The organism is Microbacterium sp. TS-1, assembly GCF_000509385.1.
In the GTDB taxonomy this organism is placed as follows: Bacteria; Actinomycetota; Actinomycetes; order Actinomycetales; family Microbacteriaceae; genus Microbacterium; species Microbacterium arborescens.
On the sequence record NZ_BASQ01000001.1, the window covers coordinates 290545 to 310402 of the forward strand.

Here is a 19858-nt window from a genome sequence, read left to right on the forward strand (position 1 = left end):
CCTAAACGGCGGAGTAGGCCACGATGCCGCGGCGGACGGCATCCAGCGCCGCACGCGCCGTCCGTGCCACGTCGGGGTCGGCGACGAGGGAGAGCTGATCCAGGAGATCGATCGTCTGCTTCGCCCAGCGCACGAAGTCGCCCGCGGCCATGTCGGCCTCGAGCAGGACGCGGTCGAGCATCACGCCGCGTGCCCACGAATGCATGGCTTTCGCGAGGCCCGTCGCCACCGGTTCGGTGCCGGGCAGGCGGTGGTCCTGTTCGAGGTCGTCGAGGACGGCCCACAGCTCCTGCGTTTCGGCCAGTGCTGTTCGGAAGGCGCCTCGCGGAAGCCCGTACTCGCCGGGACCGTCGCCCTCGCGGCGCGGCTCGTACACGAGACTGCACGCGAGGGCCGCCAGACCGGCCGGATCGAGGTCGCGCCACAGACCGCGGCGGAGCGCCTCGGCCACCAGGAGGTCGCGCTCACCGTAGATCCGACGCATCGTCGAACCCGCCGACGTCAGGACGGTGGTGCCATCGGCCCCGACGGTGACGTAATCGAGCGCCGTCAGGACGTCGACCACTCGGTCGAAAACGCGCGCGACCGTTCCGGTCCGGGTGTCGATCTGCTGCCGCACCTTCTGCACGTCACGGCGCAGCCGCCAGTAGCGTTCCGCCCACCGGGCGTGGTGCTCCCGATCCGGGCAGTCGTGGCAGGGATGCCGCTGCATCCGCTTACGCAGGCCCGCCAGCTCGTCCTGACGACGCTGTCGGATGCGGGCCGGCGCGGTGCGGTCGTTGCGGTTGAGCTTTTCGAGGTCGCTGAGCTCCCGACGGATGCCGGAGTACTCCGCGAAGTCCCCCCGATCGCACGTCATGGAGCGGGCGTAGCCGTCGAGCGTCTGTTCCTTCTCCTTGACCTGGCGCGCAAGCCCGACGACCGATCGGTCGGCCTGGAACTGGGCGAACGACGACTCGAGGATCTCCCGCGCCCGGTCGCGACCGAAGCGATCGATGAGATTGACGGCCATGTTGTAGGTGGGGCGGAAGCTCGAATTCAGCGGATATGTGCGACGCGATGCCAGCGCGGCGACCGCCTGCGGGTCGAGCCCATCGCTCCACTGGATGACCGCGTGCCCCTCGACGTCGATGCCCCGCCGGCCGGCGCGTCCGGTCAGTTGGGTGTACTCGCCCGAGGTGATCGCCACGCGCGCTTCCCCGTTGAACTTCTCGAGCTTCTCGAGGACGACGGTGCGGGCAGGCATGTTGATGCCCAGTGCCAGCGTCTCCGTCGCGAAGACGGCCTTCACCAGCTTGCGCTGGAAGAGCTCCTCGACGACCTCCTTGAACGCCGGAAGCAGACCGGCGTGGTGGGCCGCTACGCCGCGCTCGAGGTTGTCGCGCCATTCCCAGAAGCCCAGGACGGCGAGATCCTCCTGAGCGAGCGCGCGGGTGCGCCGGTCGACGATCGCCCGGATCTCGTCGCGTTCCTCGGCCGTCGTGAGTCGCAGGCCCGACCGGCGCACCTGCTGCACGGCACCGTCGCAACCGGCGCGGCTGAAGATGAAGAAGATCGCCGGAAGCAGGTTCGACCGGCCGAGAAGCTCGACGACAGCGGGACGATCGATGCGCTCGAGGCGCTGCAGCGCCGACGGGCGAGCCGGCGCGGTGCCCCCGCGGTGCTTGCGATGCGCTTCGCGGCCTCCTCCGCTGCGGTGAGCGTGCGCGCGGCGGTTGTTCTCGTAACGCTGGCCCTGGGGCGAACGCAGCCGCGTCAGCTCCCGGTTGACCTGCGCCGTCGCGACGCCGGCGCGATCATCGAAGAGCGGAAGGAGGTCGCCGCGCACCAGGACGTGCTGTTCGAGAGGAACGGGCCGGATCTCGGAGACCACGACCGCGGTGTCGCCTCGAACGGTGTCGAGCCAATCGCCGAACTCCTCGGCGTTGGAGACGGTCGCCGAGAGCGCCACCATCCGTACCGACGGGTGGAGGTGGATGATGACCTCCTCCCACACGGCCCCGCGGAAGCGATCGGCGAGATAGTGGACCTCGTCCATGACGACGTAACGGAGGCCGCGCAGGGCCGGCGAGTCGGCGTAGAGCATGTTCCGGAGCACCTCCGTGGTCATGACCACGATGCGAGCGCTGCCGTTGATGTTGGTGTCGCCGGTGAGGAGGCCGACCTCGTCCTCACCGTAGACGTCCACCAGCTCGCGGAACTTCTGGTTCGACAGAGCCTTCATAGGGGTCGTGTAGAACGCCTTGGTGCCGGGCTCGAGCATCGCGAGGTGCATGGCGAACTCGCCCACGATCGTCTTGCCGGCGCCCGTCGGGGCGGCGACGAGCACGCTCCTGCCGTCCTCGAGGGCGTGGCATCCGGCGACCTGGAAGGGGTCGAGGTCGAAGCGCTGCATGCCCGCGAAGGCGGTGGTCAGCGGATGCGCCCGCGCAGACTGCGCCGCCAGGAAGCGCTCGGCGGGACTGGAGTCGCTCACGCGAGCGGATCGGTCGTCGGAGGCGGACCGGGAACGGTCAGCTCGGGCGCGCGGCGCGACCGTCGCAGGTCGAGCAGGAGCGAGAGGGCCGCGGCGGCGAAGTAGAGGACGGTCAGGATCGAGGCCAGCATCAGCATGCTCACGATGTCGGCGGCCGGTGTTGCGAGGCCCGAGAATACGACGGCGATGAGGATGGCGACGCGCCACCCCTTGAGGATCGCCTTGCCGCTCATGATCCCCGCGAAGTTCAGGGCCACGAGGAACACGGGGATGATGAACGCGACACCGACGACGAGCAGCAGCTTGAAGACGAAGTCGTAGTAGTACTTGCCCTCGTAGAAGTTGGCGGAGGCCTCCGGCGAGAACGTTGCCATGATCTCGACGATGTGGGGCATCACGAGCCATCCGGTGTAGACGCCCGCGAAGAAGAGCGGAACAGCGGCGGAGACGAAGCCGACCGTGTACCGGACTTCTTTGCGCGTGAGCCCCGGCATGAGGAAGGCCCAGATCTGCCAGAGCCAGATCGGCGCGGAGAGGATGATGCCGACGGAGAACGAGATCCGCAGCCGCATGTCGAACGGGCCGGTGATCGTCGAGTACATCAGCTTGACGGCTTCGGTGTCGCCGCGCTGCTCAGCGACGACGCGGATCGGCTCGGTCATCGCCCAGATGATCCAGTCGGTGAGGAAGAACGACACCACCATCGACGCCACGAGCGCGAGCGCCGAGATAATGAGGCGTCGTCGAAGCTCGATGAGGTGCTGTCCGAGGGACATGCGCTTGTCGCGCCGGGGCGCGCCTTCCGCCCCTGAGCGCGTGCGCTCAGCCGTCACCACGCGCGACTACGGCGTGGGAGCTGCGGGACCGCTCTTCGGGTCCGCGGGCTTCTCGACGGGTGCGACGTCAGCGGTCGTCGAGGTGGCGGTGCCGGCCGTGGCATCGTCGTCCTTCATGGCCTTCATCTCACCCTTGAAGATGCGGGCCGACTGTCCCATGCTCTTCGCCAGCGCCGGCAGCTTCGCGGCACCGAAGAGCAGCAGGATGACGATGAGTAGGATCCACAGGTGCGGACCTGCGAACAGATTGCTCATTGAGTCTCCTCGTCGATCGTTTCGCACAGTCTAACCCGAGGATTTTGTGCCGGAGCCCGCGTCAGTCGTACTGGTCCAGGCCCGCCTGGGCCCAATCATGGGCGGCTCGCCGCGCGTCCGGCGGAGCGACGACTTCGATGCTGCCGCCGCTGCGAGCCACCAGCCGTTTCAGCGATCGAGGATCGGCGACGCGGATGAACGCCGTATGCGACACGCCCTCGTCCTGCACCTGCGCGTTGGCGAGGAATTCGCCGACCACGGATGCTGCGTGGGACGGGTAGCGGATCTCGGCGAGCACCTCGTCGTCGCCCGGTTGGAACAGCTCGGGAACCGGCTCGGACGAGTGTAGGGCCGGGATGTCGGTGAGCGCGGGCGCGGTGACGCGGTCGAGGTGAAAGGTCCGCATGGCACGGCGGGTATGGCACCAGCCCTGGAGGTACCACTGCCCGGCTGAGATCGTGACCTTGACCGGATCCACGGTGCGCGTCGTGGGCTGAGCATCGGGGGCGGTGTAGGTGAACGCGACGGCGACATGAGCGCGGAGCGCGCGCGCGACCGTCTCGCGCACGTCGTCGACGGGCGCGGGTGCGACGATGACATCGGCGGGAGTCTGGCCGGCGCCGCGCGCGAGCTTCGCGAGGAGACCCTGCACGATGCCGCTGTCGCCGACGCCGGGAACGGCCGCGGCGAGCTGGAGTCCGGCCAGCAGTGCGGCGGCTTCGCGCGCGGTGAGGCGGGGTGATCGCTCCAGACCCACCGTGTTGGTGATGACGATGCGGTCCTCCCTGTCGAGGAGGTCCCAGTCGATGTCGAACAGATCGTTCGCCATCTGCCAGAATCCGCCCTCGCCGGGGAGCCCGATGACGGTGAGCTTCTCGACCATTGCGCGCATCTGCTGCGGGTCGACGTCGAAATCGCGCGCGGCATCCGCCACGGTCACCTCGCCCTGGGCGATGAGGTACGGGACGAGCTGGAGGATCAGCGCGGCACGGTCGGTCGCCACGACGGGCTGCGCGCTCATGAGGGCGCAGCCGATCGATCGCGTGCCGCGCGCAGCCGCTGTACAACGGCATCCCGGAGCCCGACCGGCTCGAGGACCATCACCTCGGGCCCGTACGAAGCGAGTTCGTCGGCGAAGACCTCGAGGTCGACGAAGGGGACGTCCAGCTGTCGCCCCGTCGCCGTCCCGGCACGGGCTCGACGGCGCAGACGAAGCTCCGCCTCCGTTCCGGGCACCACCATGACCGTGCTGATCTGGCGGCGGGCGACGTCGCGAAGACCCGCCAGCGCGCGTTCGCCGGCGCCGGCTCGAAGCGTCTCGTCGAATCCCTGGCGGGTGACGACGACGTCGCCGAGGATCCGCGAGAGCAGGAACGTCCGCTCGGCTTCGACCCCGGTGTCCCACCCGAAGAGGTGCCACCGGGCCTCGTACTCCACGAGGGCGAAGGGGCGCACCCGGCGATGCCGTGGCCGTTCGGAGCCGGGACGCAGGTAGTCGAACTCCACCTCGCGAGCCTGCTCGATCGCCCGCTGCAAGGGCAGGAACGATGCATCGTGCAGGTCGAGCCGCGGTGCGAAGCCGATGATCGGCTCGTCGACCTCGATTCCGAGCGACCGGATCTTGCGCAGTCCCGAACGTGCACCGGTCGACAGTGTGTGCTCGCCCCACACTCCCCCGGCGAGCGTGAGGACCGCCAGCTCGGCGGGGGTGAAGGTGATGTCGGCGGGCAGCTCGTACTCGGTCGGCGGGATGCGGTAGCGCGCCTCGCGGAGATCGTCCGGGTCGGCGTAATCGCCGATGGTCTCGATCGGGACGCCGAGGCCGCGCAGGTTCTCCTTGTCGCGTTCGAACATCTTCTCGAGCGCTTCGCGACGCGCACCCGACTCGGCCTGCTCGCGATAACCCGACACGGACCCCAGGATCGTGTCCTTCGTCACCCCCTGCTCGGTCGCCATGAGCGCGACGACGAGGTTGACCAGGCGTTCCTCGGGAGGGACGCGAGTGGGCGTGATGGACATGCCTTCGATTCTAGGCGGGCGCGCCCGAGCCCGACTCAGGACGCGGCGTCGAGGCCGAGGATGTCGACGACGAAGACGAGCGTCGAGTTCGCGGGAATCGCGCCCTGCGCCGTGTCGCCGTAACCCTGGTCGGGCGGGATGACCACGAGGATCTGCGAGCCGACCGTCTGACCGCGGAGCGCATCCGCGAAGCCGGGGACCGTGCTGTCGAGTTCCATGGGCTGGGCGCCGCGACCCCACGTGCTGTCGAAGACCTTCTCGTCGGCCCACGTCACGCCGGTGTAGTGCACTCGAACCGGGACGTCTCCGGTCACCTCGGGGCCATCGCCCTTCTTCAGCACCTCGACGGCGAGGTCGCTCGGCGGAGCGTTATCGGGGATGACGATTCCGGGGCGCCCGTCGGGGGCCAGCACGACCGAGGGCATGCCGGGGCGGTCGTTGAACTGGTCCGCGCCGTCGGCGGCGGCGAGGTAGACCTTCTGCAGGTCGAGCACGACGACCGTCGTCGCATCCTCGGTCATTCCGAAGCGGGCGCGGGTGTCTGCCGTGACCTCGTCGGGACCGAGGGCCATCACCACGCGGGATCCCTCAGTCGCGCAGTGGAGGGCGTCGACGAGTCCCGGGAAGGTCGCCTCCCAGCTGTCGAGCGGGTACACCTCCGATAGCGTGCCGGTGTAACCGGATGCCGCGATCGGCGCGCCAGACGACCCGTCGAGGACGGTCAGGTCGAAGACGACGTCTTGAGCGTCGCTCGTGATCGCGCGACCGTCTCCCGTGACGGCGTCGCGTGCCGCGAGGCCGTCGACGTGGACCGGCGCCGACAGCGCGACGGCGGGCTTGGTGCCCACCTCCGTGTCGGTGACGTCGATGAGGTCGAGCGCCGTCGACCCGGATACGTCGCGCGTGCACGACTCCGAGCCCGAGGACGGCGTCGCACAGGCCGTCAGAGCGAGCACGGTCAGGGAGAGAGCGCCGGCGGCGGCGATGATCCTACGCACCGCGCCAGTCTACGCGGAGTCGCCCTCGTGCCCGTCCGACGTGGACACCGAGCTGCGCGCCGCGCGCTGGGCCTCCCGCACGCGCTTGCGCAGGTTCTTGTCCGTGATCTCGCGGTCTCCGACGGCGCCCGGGGTCCAGATCTCGACGTCCGCGTCGTCGTACGACGGCTTCTTCAATGCCCGCTTTCGGACATCGGGCGGGATCGCCCCGGGGGCGAGGCGGCGCGCGGTGATGAGGAAGCCCGTGTGGGCGACCATGCGATGATCGGGGCGCACGGCCAGACCCTCGACGTGCCAGCCGCGGATCATCGTCTCGGACGCGTCGGGATCGGTGAACAGGCCGGTGCCGCGGAGATACTCGGCAACACGGCTGAGCTGGGTGGCCGTCGCGACGTAGCAGAGCACGACGCCGCCCGGGGCCAGCGCGTCGGCGACGACGTCGATGCACTCCCACGGAGCGAGCATGTCGAGGACGACGCGGTCGACGGTCCCCGGCTCGACGGCGCCCGGCAGGCTTCCGACGAGATCCCCGACGACGACGGACCAGTTCGCGGGGGTGCCGCCCGTGAACGTGGCCACGTTCGCTTCGGCCACCTCGGCGAACTCGCCGCGGCGCTCGAACGACACGAGCCGCCCCTGGTCGCCGATCGCGCGAAGGAGCCAGAGCGACAGGGCACCCGAGCCGACTCCCGCCTCGACGACAGTGGCTCCGGGGAAGATGTCCGCTGCGGCCAGGATCTGGGCCGCGTCCTTCGGATAGACGATCGCGGCGCCGCGCGGCATCGACATGACGAAGTCGCGGAGCAGAGGCCGAAGCGCCAGATACTCGTGCCCGCCGCTGTTGGTCGCCACCGAACCGTCGGGCTGACCCACGAGCACCTCGTGCCGCAGGACGCCGTGGTGAGTGTGCAGCTCTCCTCCCTCGCGGAGGGTGATCGTGTGCATCCGTCCCTTGGGGCCGGTCAACTGGACGCGGTCGCCGTAGCGGAACGGGCCGCGCGGCTGGAGATCGTCGGTCATGCGGAGGCTCCGAGTCGGTGGAGGGAGAACAGGTCAGCCAGATCGGACACCGAGCGTCCCGCGAGTGAGTCCCAGAGCGCGTGTGCGCCGAGCCCGTGGAGGGGCACCATCAGCGGCACGCCCAGAGCGACGGCGCCCGAGGCGACCGCGGAGCGCAGGCCGTTGGGAGAATCCTCGATCGCGACGGTGTCGGCGACGTCGACCCCGAGCGCCTCGCACGCCTGCAGATACGGGTCGGGGTGCGGCTTGGGTCGCGTCGCCTCATCGCCGGCGATGACGACGTCGAACGCCTCGAACGGGATCGACGACACGACGGTGTCGGCCATGCTGCGCATCGACATCGTCACGAGGGCCGTCTTGATACCGGCTTCGCGAAGCCCCGAGAGCAGCTCGCGGGCGCCGGGGCGGAACGGCGTTCCGCCGATCCGCAGCTGCCCCGAGACGGTCTCGGTCAGATGGTCGATGATCTCGTGCGTGTGCATACGGACGCCGGCATCCTGCAGGATGCGGGCGGAGTCCTCGAGCCCCAGCCCCACGAGGCTGAGTGCCTGCTCGGGGGTCCACACTCCCCCGAAGCTCTCGACGAGGGGGCCCTCCGCGGCCATCCAGTACGGTTCGGTGTCGACGAGCGTGCCGTCCATGTCCCAAAGGACCGCGGCGGGGGAACGAGAAGTCATCCGCACCATGTTACCGACGCAGGGCTGAGACGCCGCGTGGCCCGACCCGCACGCGCCGGCCGCGGCGTATCGTGGAGCAGACCCGCTCGCGCAGAGCGAGCCGGCTCGGAACGGAGGACGGGTTGAACAGTCTGGGACGCCGCGTCCTCGTGGTCGCGTTCGACGGTTGGAACGACGCCGGCGAGGCCGCGACAGCGGCGGCGACGCAGCTGCGCGAGTCCCGTCCCTACGACCCCGTCTACTCGGTCGATCCCGAGCTCTACTTCGACTACATGTACACACGGCCGCACATCCAGGCCGACGCTGATGGCCGCCGCTCGCTGAAGTGGCCGGACGCGACGATCTGGCGTCCGCGCGCGACCGCGCGAGGGACGCGCCTGTGGGTCCTCAGCGGCGCCGAGCCGGCGCGGGCCTGGAAGTCGTTCGCGGCCGAGCTGGTGGATGCCGCGCTGAGTGAGGACATCACCGGTGTCGTCGCGCTCGGCTCGATGATGAGCGACGTCCCCCATACCCGTCCCATCACCGTCTTCAGCGGCAGCGATAACGACGAACTGCGCGCCGCGCTGGGGCTGGAGCGCTCGACCTATGAGGGGCCCGTCGGCATCCTGTCGGTCATCGCCGCGGCCGCGGAAGAGGCCGGCATACCCACCGCGGCGCTGTGGGCGAGCGTCCCGCACTATGTCGCCGGACACTCGCCGTCGCCCAAGGCGACTCTCGCGCTCCTCGACAAGCTCGAGAGCATCACGGGCGCCAAGGTCGCCCGCGGCTCCCTGCCCGGCGACGCGCTCGCATGGGAGGCGACGATCGACGCCGCCGCAGCGGACGACGAGGAGATGACGGAGTACATCCGTCAGCTCGAGCAGACCCGTGATACATGGGACTCGCCCGAGGCGTCGGGTGACGCCATCGCGCAGGAGTTCGAGAAGTATCTGCGGCACCGGGGTGACGGCAGCGACGGCCGTGGCCTCGGTCGCGGCCCGCATCGCTGAGACGCACGCCGCGACCCTCCGGCCAGGTCAGTACGCCTGCAGGACGCCGAGCGAGAGCAGGATGATGAGCAGCGCTCCCAGGCCCACCCGGTACAGCACGAAGGGCAGGAAGCTGCCGCGCTTGAGGTACTGCATGAGGAAGGCGATCACGGCGAGCCCGACTCCGAACGCGACGACGGTGGCCACGGCGGTGTCGACGAGCGAGAACACCGAAGCCCCCGGCTCGCGGATCGCCTGCAGCAGCTCGTAGAGTCCACTGCCGAAGACGGCGGGAACCGCGAGCAGGAAGGCCACTTCGGCGGCCGCCGGCCGGGTGTATCCCAGTGCGAGCCCCATCGTCGTGGTGGCGCCCGAGCGCGAGACGCCCGGGATGAGCGCGAGTGCCTGGGCGAACCCGAGCGCCAGGCCGTGACCGTACGTCAGGTCCTTCTCGGTCCGGACGCGTCGCCCGAGGGCGTCGGCCGCTCCGAGGATGAGGCCGAAGACGATGAGCACGATCGCCACGAGCCAGAGGTTGCGGAAGGTGTCGCGGATGACGTCCTGGAAGAGGAATCCGAGCACGCCGATCGGAAGCGTGCCGATGATGACGATCCACCCGAGCCGGACGTCGGCGTCGTCACGCGGAACCGAACCGCTGAACGAGCGGAACCAGCGACCGATGATGCGGGTGATCTTCTTCCAGAAATAGACCAGCACGGCCAGCTCGGTGCCGATCTGAGTGATCGCGGTGAAGGTCGCTCCGGGGTCCTGCGCCGACGGCAGGAACTCCCCCACGATGCGCAGGTGCGCGCTCGAGGAGATCGGCAGGAACTCGGTCAGGCCCTGGACGATGCCCAGGATGATGGCTTCGAGGAGCTGCATGAGCGGCCTTTCAGTACGTGCGGATCAGATCGGTGAGCACGCGCTGACCGAAGATGAGCGCGTCGATCGGGACGCGTTCGTCGACACCGTGGAACATACCCGTGAAGTCCATCTCTGCCGGGAGGCGCAGCGGCGCGAAGCCGAATCCCGCGATGCCGAGTTCCGAGAGCGCTTTGTTGTCGGTGCCGCCGCCCATCAGGTACGGCAGCACCGGCACGCCGGGATCGTGACGGCCGAGCGCACCGACCATCGCGTCGACGAGCGAGCCCGCAAAGGGGACCTCGAGGCCGATGTCGCGGTGCACGATGTCGATTCGGATGTCGTCGCCGACGATCCGCTGGATCTCGGCCAGCACGGCGTCCTCCTGTCCGGGAAGCGTGCGGACGTCGATAGCGGCCGACGCGGCATCGGGGATGACGTTGTGCTTGTAGCCGGCGGTCAGGCCCGTCGGGTTCGTCGTGGTGCGGAAGGTCGACGCGAGGAACGCCGACGTCGGCCCGGTCGCGTCGGCGACGGCATCCGGATCCGACGCGTCTCGGCCGCTGAGCGCCGCGAGGTCGTCGACGAGTCGCCGGGTCGTGTTCGTGAGCTCGATCGGCCAGCGCGCGCGCCCGAGCTTCGCCACGGCCTCGGACAGGCGAGTGATGGCGTTGTCCGGGTGCAGCCGGCTGCCGTGCCCGGCCCGTCCGGTGGCGTGGAGCCGAAGCCACACCAGAGCCTTCTCACCGACCTGCAGCAGGTAGGCGCGGTGCCCGTCGACGCCGATCGAGTAGCCGCCGACCTCGCTGATCGCCTCGGTCGCTCCGGCGAACCACTCGGGCCGGTCGCGCACCACGAGCTGCGAGCCCTCGACGCCGCCGTTCTCCTCGTCGGCGAAGAACGTCACGATCAGATCGCGCTCGGGCTGCTCCCCCGCGCGCAGGAGCTCGGCCACGGACGTGAGGATCATCGCGTCCATGTCCTTCATGTCCACGGCGCCGCGACCCCACAGCATCCCGTCGCGGACGACGCCCTCGAACGGGTCGACGCTCCAGTCCTCCGCCATCGCCGGCACGACGTCGAGGTGACCGTGCAGGACGAGAGCGGGCTTCGAGCTGTCGCGACCCGGGATGCGCACAGAGACGTTCGTGCGCCGCGGGATCGGCTCGTAGTACTCGGGTCGAAGTCCGAGGGCCTCGAGATACGCCCCCACGTACTCGGCCGCTTCGCGTTCGCCGCGCGAGCGCCCTTCGCCGAAGTTGGTCGTGTCGAAGCGGATGAGGTCCCGCGCGACGCGGGCGACCTCGGGCAGATCGTCGTACTCGGACATGCTCTCCACGCTAGTCGCGAACCGTCGCCGGAAATGACGAAGGGCTCCGTTTCCGGAGCCCTTCTCTCACTGTGCGCGAGGGGGGACTTGAACCCCCACGCCCTATACGGGCACTAGCACCTCAAGCTAGCGCGTCTACCTATTCCGCCACCCGCGCAGTGTTTTTCAGTTGTTCCCAACCGAGGAACAACACTAACACGTCACCGGCGCGGCGAAGAATCGTCGGCACGCCGGGCGTGGCGCGGTGACGAACTCACGATCTCACCCGGGAGCGCAGGACGGCGATGCGCGCCTGAAGCTGCGCCACCGTCGCATGTGACACGGCCGGCCCGCCGCACACACGGCGCAGCTCCGCGTGGATCTGCCCGTGCGGTTCACCGCTCTGGCGGGCGTAGAGACCCACGAGGCTGTTGAGCAGCTGCCGCTGTTCCTTCAGTGAGCGGTGAAGCGGCTCGGGCAGCGTCGTCTCTGCGGCTGCTGCGTCCTCGCCGGGCGCGCCGCCGGCCGACTTCTCGCGTGCCTCGCGGCTGTGCCGGTGCTTGGTCTGCCGCGACTGGCGCTGCATGAGGAGCTCGTGCACGTGCTCGGGCTCGAGGAGCCCCGGAATGCCCAGGAACTCCTCCTCCTCGGGTGTGCCCGGCACCGCGAGCTGGCCGAACTCAGCGCCGTCGAAGAGCACGCGGTCGAAGTGTGCGACCGAGCCGAGCGCCTGGTAGCTGAACTCCTGCGTGAGCTCGTCCGATGCTTTGTCTTCGCTCTCGGCTTCCGCGAGCAGCGTGTCTTCGAGACCGTCGTCGTCGCCGGCTTCGCGATCGAGCGCGTGGTCGCGCTGACGCTCCATCTCGGCGGCGAGGTTGAGCAGGACGGGCACGTTCGGCAGGAACACGCTCGCGGTCTCACCGCGGCGACGCGCTCGCACGAAGCGCCCGATCGCCTGTGCGAAGAACAACGGCGTCGAGGACGACGTGGCGTAGACGCCCACCGCGAGCCGGGGGACGTCGACGCCTTCGGACACCATGCGCACCGCGACCATCCACCGGGTGGTCGACTGGGCGAAGATCTCGATGTTGCCCGACGCCGCCTTGTCGTCGGAGAGCACGACGGTCGGGGCCTCGCCGGTGATCTGGTGGAGGATCTCCGCGTACGCCCGTGCGGCCGTCTGGTCGGTCGCGATGACGAGGCCGCCGGCGTCGGGCACGTCCTGGCGCACCTCGGTCAGGCGGCGGTCGGCCGACCTGAGGACCGCGGGGATCCAGTCGCCCTCGGGGTTCAGCGCGGTCCGCCAGGCCTGCGACGTGATGTCCTTCGTGTTGTCCTGGCCCAGGTGCGCCTCGAACTCGTCTCCTGTCTTGGTCCGCCACTTCATGTGGCCGGCGTAGACGAGGAAGAGCACGGGGCGCACGACGCCGTCGGCGAGGGCGCGCCCGTACCCGTAGTTGAAGTCCGTCTTCGACAGACGGATGCCCTTCTCGTTCGGGTGGTACTCCACGAACGGGATGGGAGCGGTGTCGCTGCGGAACGGCGTTCCCGAGAGCAGCAGTCGGCGCGTCGCCCGGCCGTACGCCTCGCGCAGCGCGTCGCCCCAGCTCAGCGCGTCGCCGCCGTGGTGGACCTCGTCGAGGATGACCAGGGTACGGGCATCCATCGTCAGCCGCTGGTGGACGGATGCTTTGACCGCGACCTGCGCATAGGTCACCGCGACGCCGTGGTACTGGCGCGAGGGCATCCCGTGGCGGTTGCTGAACCGCGGATCGAGACGGATGCCGACTCGGCCGGCGGCATCGGCCCACTGCGTCTTGAGGTGCTCGGTGGGGGCGACCACGACGATGCGATCGACGACGTCGCGGCGCAGCAGCTCCGACGCGAGGCGGAGGGCGAACGTCGTCTTACCGGCGCCGGGGGTCGCGGCGGCGAGGAAGTCGCGCGGTCCGCGCCCGACACCCTCCGGACCGTCGGCGCCGAAGTACTGGTCCAGCGCCTCGGCCTGCCATGCACGCAGGCGCTGAGCGGTACCCCACGGCGCACGCTGCGGGAACGAGGGTGACAGGTGCTCGGCGGCGAAGCTTCCGAAATGCTCCTGGGGGTCCTCTGTCACGATGGACCACCTTAAACGACCCCACCCACACGATCGCCCGGCAGGAGATAGCGTGGCAGGCACGAGCTTCAGGAGGGGCCATGAGGAACAACGAGCCATCCGAGGACGCGCGTCGCACGCCCTACGTGCCGAACGAGACCGCCCATCCCTGGCGTCGCATGGTGGCGATCGGCGATTCGTTCACCGAGGGAATCGGAGATCCCGAGCCCGGCAGTCCCGGCGGTCACCGTGGCTGGGCCGACCGCGTGGCCGAGGTGCTGAGCTCTCAGGTGCCCGACTTCGCGTACGCGAATCTCGCGGTCCGGGGAAAGCTCATCGGCCAGATCGTGGCCGACCAGATCGAGCCAGCGCTCGAGCTCAAGCCCGACCTGATCACGTTCTCGGCCGGCGGCAACGACGTCATCCGGCCGGGGTCCGACCCCGACGCCGTCGCGCAGCAGTTCGAGGATGCCGTCGTACGGCTGTCGTCGACAGGGGCGACGCTCGTGCTCTTCACCGGCATCGACACGAACTTCACGCCGGTCTTCCGCGGCATCCGCGGCCGGGTCGCGATCTACAACGAGAACATTCGGGCGATCGCCGACCGGTACGACGCGATCGTCGCCGATCAGTGGGCGCTGAAAGAGGTGCAGGACATGCGCTTCTTCGACGACGACCGGTTGCACTACAACTCGCTCGGTCACCACGAGGTCGCGCGCATGGTGCTGCGGGCTCTCAACGTGCCCAACGACCTGCAGCCGATGCAGCCCGACACGACGCCGGTTCTCACCTGGCGGGCTGCCCGCGCGAACGACCTCGTCTGGGCCCGCGAGTACCTCATGCCGTGGGTTCTGCGCCGGCTCCGGCATCAGTCGTCCGGCGACCACATCACCGCGAAGCGACCCGAACCGCTGCCTGTCCTGCGCCGCGCCGACGACGCCGACTGATCAGCGCAGCGCCCACAGCGACACCGCGGCGGCTGCCGCGACGTTGAGGGAGTCCACTCCCCCGGCCATCGGGATCGTGACGACGCTGTCCGCCACAGCGAGCGCACGCCTGCTCAGCCCGTCGCCCTCGGTGCCCATGAGCAGCGCCACCCGATCGGGCCGTGCCGCGGCGAACTCGTCGAGCGGCACAGCGCCCTCCGCGAGAGCGAGGGCAGCGAGGTGCAGGCCGGCCTCGCGGAGCAGCGGGGCCGCCTCCGGCCAGGCCGGCAGACGCGTCCACGGCACCTGGAACACCGTCCCCATGCTGACGCGGACACTGCGGCGGTAAAGAGGATCGGCGCAACGCTCGCTCACGAGGACCGCATCGGCTCCGAGGCCGGCGGCGGCCCGGAAGGCGGCGCCGACATTCGTGTGATCGACGATGTCCTCGAGCACCAGCACGAGCCGGGCGTCCGCGACGATGTCGCTGACCGGTGCGGCGACGGGCCGGTGCATGGCGGCGAGGGCGCCGCGGTGGACGGCGTAACCGGTCACCTCTTCGGCGACCTCGTCGGAGACGACGAAGACCGGTGCGTCGCCTGCCAGGTCGACCACGTCGGGAAGCCATTTCTCCTGCACGAGGAACGAGCGCGCCCGGTGCCCTGCCGCGTGCGCCCGCGCGATGACCTTCGCCGACTCGGCGATGTACAGCCCGCCGGCGGGCTCGAGCACCCGGCGCAGCGCGACATCGGTCAGGTCGCGGTAGTCCGAGAGGCGGGGGTCGGAGGCGTCGTCGATGCGGATCACGGGCACCCTCCCACCCTGGCATGTCGCCCGGGCGATGCGCGGACGCTCGTAGAGTGGAACTGTGACGAACGCCGACCTCGAGACGCCCGCGGGCGACGAGATCGAGAACGCCCTCGAGGTACTCGCGGGACGTCGCATCGCGGTTCTCACCGGAGCCGGCGTGTCGACCGACTCGGGCATCCCGGACTACCGCGGCGCTGGAGCGCCGGTGCGCACGCCTATGACGGCACAGCAGTTCCTCGCGAGCGCTGACGCGCGTCGGCGGTACTGGGTGGGCAGCCACCTCGGCTGGCAGGCCTTCGCGGCGGCGCGACCGAACGACGGGCATGCGGCGCTGGCGGATCTCGAGCGGTCCGGCGTCGTCACGGGCGTCATCACGCAGAACGTCGACGGTCTGCATCTGCGGGCCGGAAGCAGCCGGGTGGTCGAACTGCACGGAACGATGCGACGCGTCTTCTGCCTGCATTGCGGTCAGGTCTTCGACCGGCGCGATCTGGCCGAGCGCGTGGAACGGGACAATCCGTGGATCACGGTTCCCGAGAACGTCGAGCTGGGCCCCGACGGCGACGTCCTGCCCGCGACGAGCGACGGCTTCATCGTGCCCACGTGCACGGTCTGCGGGGGCATGCTGAAACCGGATGTCGTCTTCTTCGGCGAGTTCGTACCGCGAGAGAAGTTCGCGGAGGCCGAGCAGCTCGTGCGCACGAGCGAGGCCCTCATCGTCGCCGGGTCGTCGTTGGTGGTCAACTCCGGCGTCCGGCTCGTCGAGCGCGCCCGACGACGCAAGCTGCCGGTGGTGATCGTCAACCGCGGCGCTACGAGGTCGGACCCCAAAGCGACCGTCAAGATCGATGACGGCACGAGCCGTGTCCTGCGCGTCTTCGCCGACGCCCTCGCGTCGCGGCACTGAGGTCGAGGTCCGGCGCAGGCCCCCGTAGGGTCGAAGGGTGACCATTCTGACCCTCGTGCGCCACGGCGAGACCGACTGGAACCGCGAACGCCGGATCCAGGGCTCCACCGACATCCCGCTCAACGACACCGGCCGTGAGCAGGCCCGCGCGGTCGCGGTCTCCCTACGGGAGTCGATCGCCGGCGATGCGGTCGTGGCCTCGAGCGACCTGTCGCGAGCGGCCGAGACGGCGCGGATCATCGCTGACGGGCTGGGCGCCGCAGCGCCGCGCACCTATCCGGAGCTGCGGGAGCGCGGCTACGGAGATGCCGAGGGCGTGGGGGTCGAGGAGTTCCATGCACGCTGGGGCGAATGGGCCGTGGCCGACGTGCCGAACGCGGAGCCGTGGCCGGTGGTCCGCGCGCGGGCGCTGCGCGGGCTCGAGCGGGCCATCCGCGACGCGCGTGCCGCCACGGCGCCGACCGCGGTGCCGCTGATCGTCGTTGCCCACGGCGCGCTCATCCGCGAGGTCATCCGGCATGCCACCGCGGAGGAGTTCCCGTTGCAGGGAGTCCGGCTCGCCAACGGCTCGGCGCACACGTTCGTCATGGAGCGCGAGCGCCTGCGCCTCATCGACTCCCCCGCGCTCGCGCCGCTCTGAGCGCCCGCGCCCGCCGATTGCCGACCTGTTCCGGAGCCGGGCTCGGAGCGGTGTATCGTCCAGCATCATGACCATGCACGACCGCGTCGATCTCGCGCTGCTCGAAGCCCTTGCCGACGACCCCCGCGCGACCGTGGTCGCCCTCGCCGAGCGCCTGCGGATGTCACGCAACACGGTCCAGGCGCGCATGGCGCGGCTGGAGCAGTCGGGCGTGTTCCTCTCGTACGAGCGGTCGATCTCGATGCGCGCTCTCGGCTTCCCGATCGAGGCGCTCATCAGCGTCGTGCTCCGCCAACCCGAGCTCCCGCGTATCGCGCAGGAGCTCGCGACCATTCCCGAGGTGCTGCAGGCTCAGGGACTGAGCGGTCAGGTCGACCTGATGGTCCGCGTGGTCGCGCGCGACACGCAGCATCTGTTCGCCGTCGACGCGCGCATCCTCGCCATCGACGGGGTCGACCGCACGGAGACCTCGCTCATCATGGACGACGTGATCCCGCATCGGGTCAAGCCGCTGCTCGCTGAGGGGCGCGCGGGCTGACCTTCTCCGGCTCACGGTCGGCGTCGAGCCGCACGAGGACCACGCCGACGAGGATGAGCGCCCCACCGACGAACTGGACCGGTGCGGGCGCCTCGGCCAGGAGCAGCCACGCGAAGCCCAGTGCGAACAGCACCTCCGAGAGGCCGATGAACGAGGCCAGACGCGATCCCGTGCGCGGCACCGCGGAGACCCCCAGGGCGTAGGCGGTCCCGGTGGCGGCGCCGACCCAGAGCAGGACGACGAGGGGCGGCAGCTGCATCCCGACGACGTCTGCGAGCACGCCGCTCGTTGCGAAGGGCAGGAATCCTGTGATGAGGAGCGTGCCGATGATCGCGCTCGCGACCACCATTCCTCCCGCGGCCAGGACGAGGGGCGGCAGCGTGTCGCCGGTGCGCTCGGCCATGACGAAGTAGACGCACGTGCAGAGGGCTGCGCCGAGCGCGAGGAGCGTGCCCCAGAAATCGAAACGAGCCCCGGCGATGTCGACGACCAGCACCAGCCCCGCCATGGCGACGACGGAGCCGGCGATCACCGTCCGTGACGGTCGGCGGCGGGTGGTGAGCCAGACCCAGATCACCAGGAGCACGGGCGCGAGGTATTGGATGAGGAGGGCGACGGCGACCGGCATCCGCTGCATCGCCGAGAAGTAGAACAGCTGGCATCCGACGACGGACATCGCGCCGAACGCGAGCAAGGCGAGCGCGTGCCGCCGCAGGAAGTGTCGCTCACGCGCGATCGCGCGGATGAGGAACGGCGACAACACCAGGGCCGCCACGCCGATCCGGACGAACAGCGCGGCGCCCAGTGACCAGCCGTTCTCGAGCAGCGGCTTCACGAGCGGACCGCTCGACGAGAAGGCCAGCGCCGAGGCGACGGCCATGGCCATGCCCGCCGTTCGCCTGCCGGCCAGGCTGGCGGGCGCCGTCTCCGGTGTGCCTGCGATGATGGGCAGGGGCGCGGTGGGATTGGTCATCGGCAGCCTCGATGGTCAGGGGTGAAAGTTATCTACACTCGTGACAGTAATGCTCGCTATCGTCAGGAGTCAACGTGGTCTTCATCCATGACACGGAATTGTCGCTGCGCGCGACGGCTGCGCTGGTCAACACGCTCCCCCTCACGAGCGCAGATGCCGCCGACACGCTCACCGACGGAGACGATCTGGATGCCTTCCTCAGCGAGTTCGCCTTCACCGGCGCGATCGTGCGCGACGACGCCGAGCTGCAGGCGATGCGCGGCATCCGGTCGCGCCTGCACGAGCTCTGGGAGCTCGACCGAGACTCTGCCGTCCCCCACGTCAACGCGATGCTGCGAGATGGTCGCGCCCAACCGCAGCTGGTGATCCACGACGGCTACGACTGGCACATCCATGCGACTCCCGACGACGCACCGCTGGCGACGCGCGTACTCGTGGAAGCCGGTATGGCTTTCGTCGACGTCATCCGCGCCGACGCATACGACCGTGTGCGGATCTGCTCCGCCGACGACTGCGCCGCGGTCTACGTCGACTTCTCGAAGAACGGCTCGAAGCGCTACTGCGACACGGGCAACTGCGGCAACCGCATGAACGTCAACGCGTACCGTCGTCGGAAGGCGCGAGAAACCGCTTGATCGCTGCGGCAGCCTCGCGGGGCTTCTCGTAATGGATGAGATGGCCCACACCGTCGATCTCGACGAGTTCGGCCGCAGGGAACAGCTCGCGCAGCCGGCGTTCGGCCTCGATCGGGGTGATGTCGTCCTGAACGGCGGCGATGAGCAACGTCGGCTGCGGGATGCGCGGAGCGAACGCGCGGACGTCGTTGGAGACCGACGTCACGAACGCGTCGCGGAGGACGTCGCGATCGGCGAAGCTCGAGAAGTAGGTGTCGTGCTGCTCGTGGACGAACCGGCGCAGCGTCCGGTCGCGCGTCTTGACCATGGCCAGGCTCATCACTCGGACGATGAGGCGGTTGCGCAGCAGCGCCTCCCCCACTCGCCTCGGGAGGCGCGCCCCGACGTCGTAGTACCAGACGGCGAGTCGCGTGAAGACGCCGCGCGGCCCTTCGAGTGCGGGCGCGCCGATGGGGTTGATGAGAATCAGACGGGGAGCCGGGAGCCCGCCCGCCACCGCGGCGGAGGCGACGATGGAGCCGAATGAGTGGCCGACGACCACCGCGCCGGGAGCGGCCGCGGCCGCGAATTCAGTGAGCCAGTCGGCGTATGTCTCGAGGTCGTGTTCGCGTCCCGGTATCGCGGGTGTCTCTCCGAAGCCCGGCAGGTCGGGCATGATGACGCGCACGTCGCCGAGGTGCGCGACGACGGGCTCGAGCCCGTGGTGCTCCCCCCGGAAGCCGTGCACGGCCAGGAGTGTCTGAGGTGCATCGTCGCGCCCGTAGACCCAGTACGCGGTCGTTCCGCCGAGGACCTCGGTCTCGAGGCGGCGCACGGGGATGCGTGCGAGCAGGGAGTCGTACGGAGAGACGGTCGGCACCCGTCGAGTCTACGGATGCGGCGCGTCGGATCCTGCGTGTCCGACCCGGGCCGTAG

20 protein-coding genes and 1 tRNA gene are annotated in these 19858 nt (G+C 69.7%); 6 read left to right on the forward strand and 15 right to left on the reverse strand.

Going from position 1 to position 19858, the window contains the following annotated elements; all coding sequences use genetic code 11:
- Position 1 precedes the first annotated feature (1 nt).
- The 8 genes from MTS1_RS01255 to MTS1_RS01290 all read right to left on the reverse strand — a co-directional run bounded on the left by MTS1_RS01255 (position 2) and on the right by MTS1_RS01290 (position 8281).
- Positions 2 to 2476: an RNA helicase gene (locus MTS1_RS01255; protein WP_023950687.1), complete on the reverse strand. Its 2475-nt coding sequence runs from the start codon at positions 2474 to 2476 to the stop codon at positions 2 to 4.
- Entirely contained in the window at positions 2473 to 3252 is a 780-nt protein-coding gene (gene tatC / locus MTS1_RS01260; RefSeq protein WP_052007547.1) for a twin-arginine translocase subunit TatC, read from the reverse strand. The genes MTS1_RS01255 and tatC overlap by 4 nt, the downstream gene beginning before the upstream one ends.
- Positions 3253 to 3318: 66 nt before the next feature.
- The gene (locus MTS1_RS01265; protein WP_023950691.1) at positions 3319 to 3567 is read right to left on the reverse strand and encodes a twin-arginine translocase TatA/TatE family subunit; all 249 of its coding nucleotides are present in this window, start codon (positions 3565 to 3567) and stop codon (positions 3319 to 3321) included.
- A gap of 61 nt (positions 3568 to 3628) precedes the next feature.
- Positions 3629 to 4588, reverse strand: coding sequence for a YafY family protein (locus MTS1_RS01270; protein ID WP_023950693.1), 960 nt, complete (start codon positions 4586 to 4588; stop codon positions 3629 to 3631).
- Positions 4585 to 5586, reverse strand: coding sequence for a YafY family protein (locus MTS1_RS01275; RefSeq protein WP_023950695.1), 1002 nt, complete (start codon positions 5584 to 5586; stop codon positions 4585 to 4587). The genes MTS1_RS01270 and MTS1_RS01275 overlap by 4 nt, the downstream gene beginning before the upstream one ends.
- Positions 5587 to 5621: 35 nt before the next feature.
- Positions 5622 to 6584 (reverse strand): FKBP-type peptidyl-prolyl cis-trans isomerase, encoded by a 963-nt coding sequence (locus MTS1_RS01280; RefSeq protein ID WP_023950697.1) that lies wholly within the window; start codon positions 6582 to 6584, stop codon positions 5622 to 5624.
- A gap of 9 nt (positions 6585 to 6593) precedes the next feature.
- Complete coding sequence (locus MTS1_RS01285; RefSeq protein WP_023950699.1) at positions 6594 to 7604, reverse strand: tRNA (adenine-N1)-methyltransferase; 1011 nt, start codon at positions 7602 to 7604, stop codon at positions 6594 to 6596.
- Positions 7601 to 8281 (reverse strand): HAD family phosphatase, encoded by a 681-nt coding sequence (locus tag MTS1_RS01290; protein ID WP_036304860.1) that lies wholly within the window; start codon positions 8279 to 8281, stop codon positions 7601 to 7603. The genes MTS1_RS01285 and MTS1_RS01290 overlap by 4 nt, the downstream gene beginning before the upstream one ends.
- A gap of 122 nt (positions 8282 to 8403) precedes the next feature.
- Here MTS1_RS01290 and MTS1_RS01295 point away from each other — a divergent pair, with 122 nt between their 5' ends.
- Positions 8404 to 9270, forward strand: a complete 867-nt coding sequence (locus MTS1_RS01295; RefSeq protein WP_023950703.1) for a PAC2 family protein — start codon at positions 8404 to 8406, stop codon at positions 9268 to 9270.
- A gap of 27 nt (positions 9271 to 9297) precedes the next feature.
- On the opposite strand, the gene MTS1_RS01300 is transcribed toward MTS1_RS01295, so the two are convergent.
- From MTS1_RS01300 to MTS1_RS01315, 4 genes are all read right to left on the reverse strand, one after another.
- Positions 9298 to 10131: an undecaprenyl-diphosphate phosphatase gene (locus MTS1_RS01300; RefSeq protein ID WP_023950705.1), complete on the reverse strand. Its 834-nt coding sequence runs from the start codon at positions 10129 to 10131 to the stop codon at positions 9298 to 9300.
- Between the two features lie 10 nt (positions 10132 to 10141).
- Positions 10142 to 11440 (reverse strand): M20/M25/M40 family metallo-hydrolase, encoded by a 1299-nt coding sequence (locus tag MTS1_RS01305; protein ID WP_023950707.1) that lies wholly within the window; start codon positions 11438 to 11440, stop codon positions 10142 to 10144.
- 72 nt (positions 11441 to 11512) lie between these two features.
- A tRNA-Leu gene (locus MTS1_RS01310) sits at positions 11513 to 11597 on the reverse strand.
- Positions 11598 to 11693: 96 nt separating this feature from the next.
- Positions 11694 to 13538: a DEAD/DEAH box helicase gene (locus MTS1_RS01315; RefSeq protein WP_036304862.1), complete on the reverse strand. Its 1845-nt coding sequence runs from the start codon at positions 13536 to 13538 to the stop codon at positions 11694 to 11696.
- A gap of 77 nt (positions 13539 to 13615) precedes the next feature.
- On the opposite strand from MTS1_RS01315, the gene MTS1_RS01320 reads away from it, so the two are divergent.
- On the forward strand, positions 13616 to 14461 hold the full coding sequence (locus tag MTS1_RS01320; protein WP_023950711.1) for an SGNH/GDSL hydrolase family protein: 846 nt from the start codon (positions 13616 to 13618) through the stop codon (positions 14459 to 14461).
- Here MTS1_RS01320 and MTS1_RS01325 read toward each other — a convergent pair whose 3' ends face one another.
- The gene (locus MTS1_RS01325; protein WP_036304577.1) at positions 14462 to 15253 is read right to left on the reverse strand and encodes an RNA methyltransferase; all 792 of its coding nucleotides are present in this window, start codon (positions 15251 to 15253) and stop codon (positions 14462 to 14464) included.
- A gap of 55 nt (positions 15254 to 15308) precedes the next feature.
- Between MTS1_RS01325 and MTS1_RS01330 the strand changes: the two genes are divergently transcribed.
- The 3 genes from MTS1_RS01330 (at position 15309) to MTS1_RS01340 (ending at position 17335) form a co-directional block, all read left to right on the forward strand.
- On the forward strand, positions 15309 to 16157 hold the full coding sequence (locus tag MTS1_RS01330) for a Sir2 family NAD-dependent protein deacetylase (protein ID WP_023950715.1): 849 nt from the start codon (positions 15309 to 15311) through the stop codon (positions 16155 to 16157).
- A 37-nt stretch (positions 16158 to 16194) separates the two neighbouring features.
- Positions 16195 to 16797, forward strand: a complete 603-nt coding sequence (locus MTS1_RS01335; protein ID WP_023950717.1) for a histidine phosphatase family protein — start codon at positions 16195 to 16197, stop codon at positions 16795 to 16797.
- 67 nt (positions 16798 to 16864) lie between these two features.
- Entirely contained in the window at positions 16865 to 17335 is a 471-nt protein-coding gene (locus tag MTS1_RS01340; protein ID WP_036304578.1) for an Lrp/AsnC family transcriptional regulator, read from the forward strand.
- Here the strand turns inward: MTS1_RS01340 and MTS1_RS01345 are convergent.
- Positions 17301 to 18308, reverse strand: coding sequence for a DMT family transporter (locus MTS1_RS01345; protein ID WP_023950721.1), 1008 nt, complete (start codon positions 18306 to 18308; stop codon positions 17301 to 17303). The two genes, MTS1_RS01340 and MTS1_RS01345, sit on opposite strands and share 35 nt — an antisense overlap.
- A gap of 74 nt (positions 18309 to 18382) precedes the next feature.
- On the opposite strand from MTS1_RS01345, the gene MTS1_RS01350 reads away from it, so the two are divergent.
- Positions 18383 to 18943 carry a CGNR zinc finger domain-containing protein gene (locus tag MTS1_RS01350; protein ID WP_023950723.1) on the forward strand — a complete coding sequence of 187 codons (561 nt, stop codon included), beginning with the start codon at positions 18383 to 18385 and terminating at the stop codon, positions 18941 to 18943.
- Here the strand turns inward: MTS1_RS01350 and MTS1_RS01355 are convergent.
- On the reverse strand, positions 18903 to 19802 hold the full coding sequence (locus tag MTS1_RS01355; protein ID WP_023950725.1) for an alpha/beta fold hydrolase: 900 nt from the start codon (positions 19800 to 19802) through the stop codon (positions 18903 to 18905). The two genes, MTS1_RS01350 and MTS1_RS01355, sit on opposite strands and share 41 nt — an antisense overlap.
- Positions 19803 to 19858 lie beyond the last annotated feature (56 nt).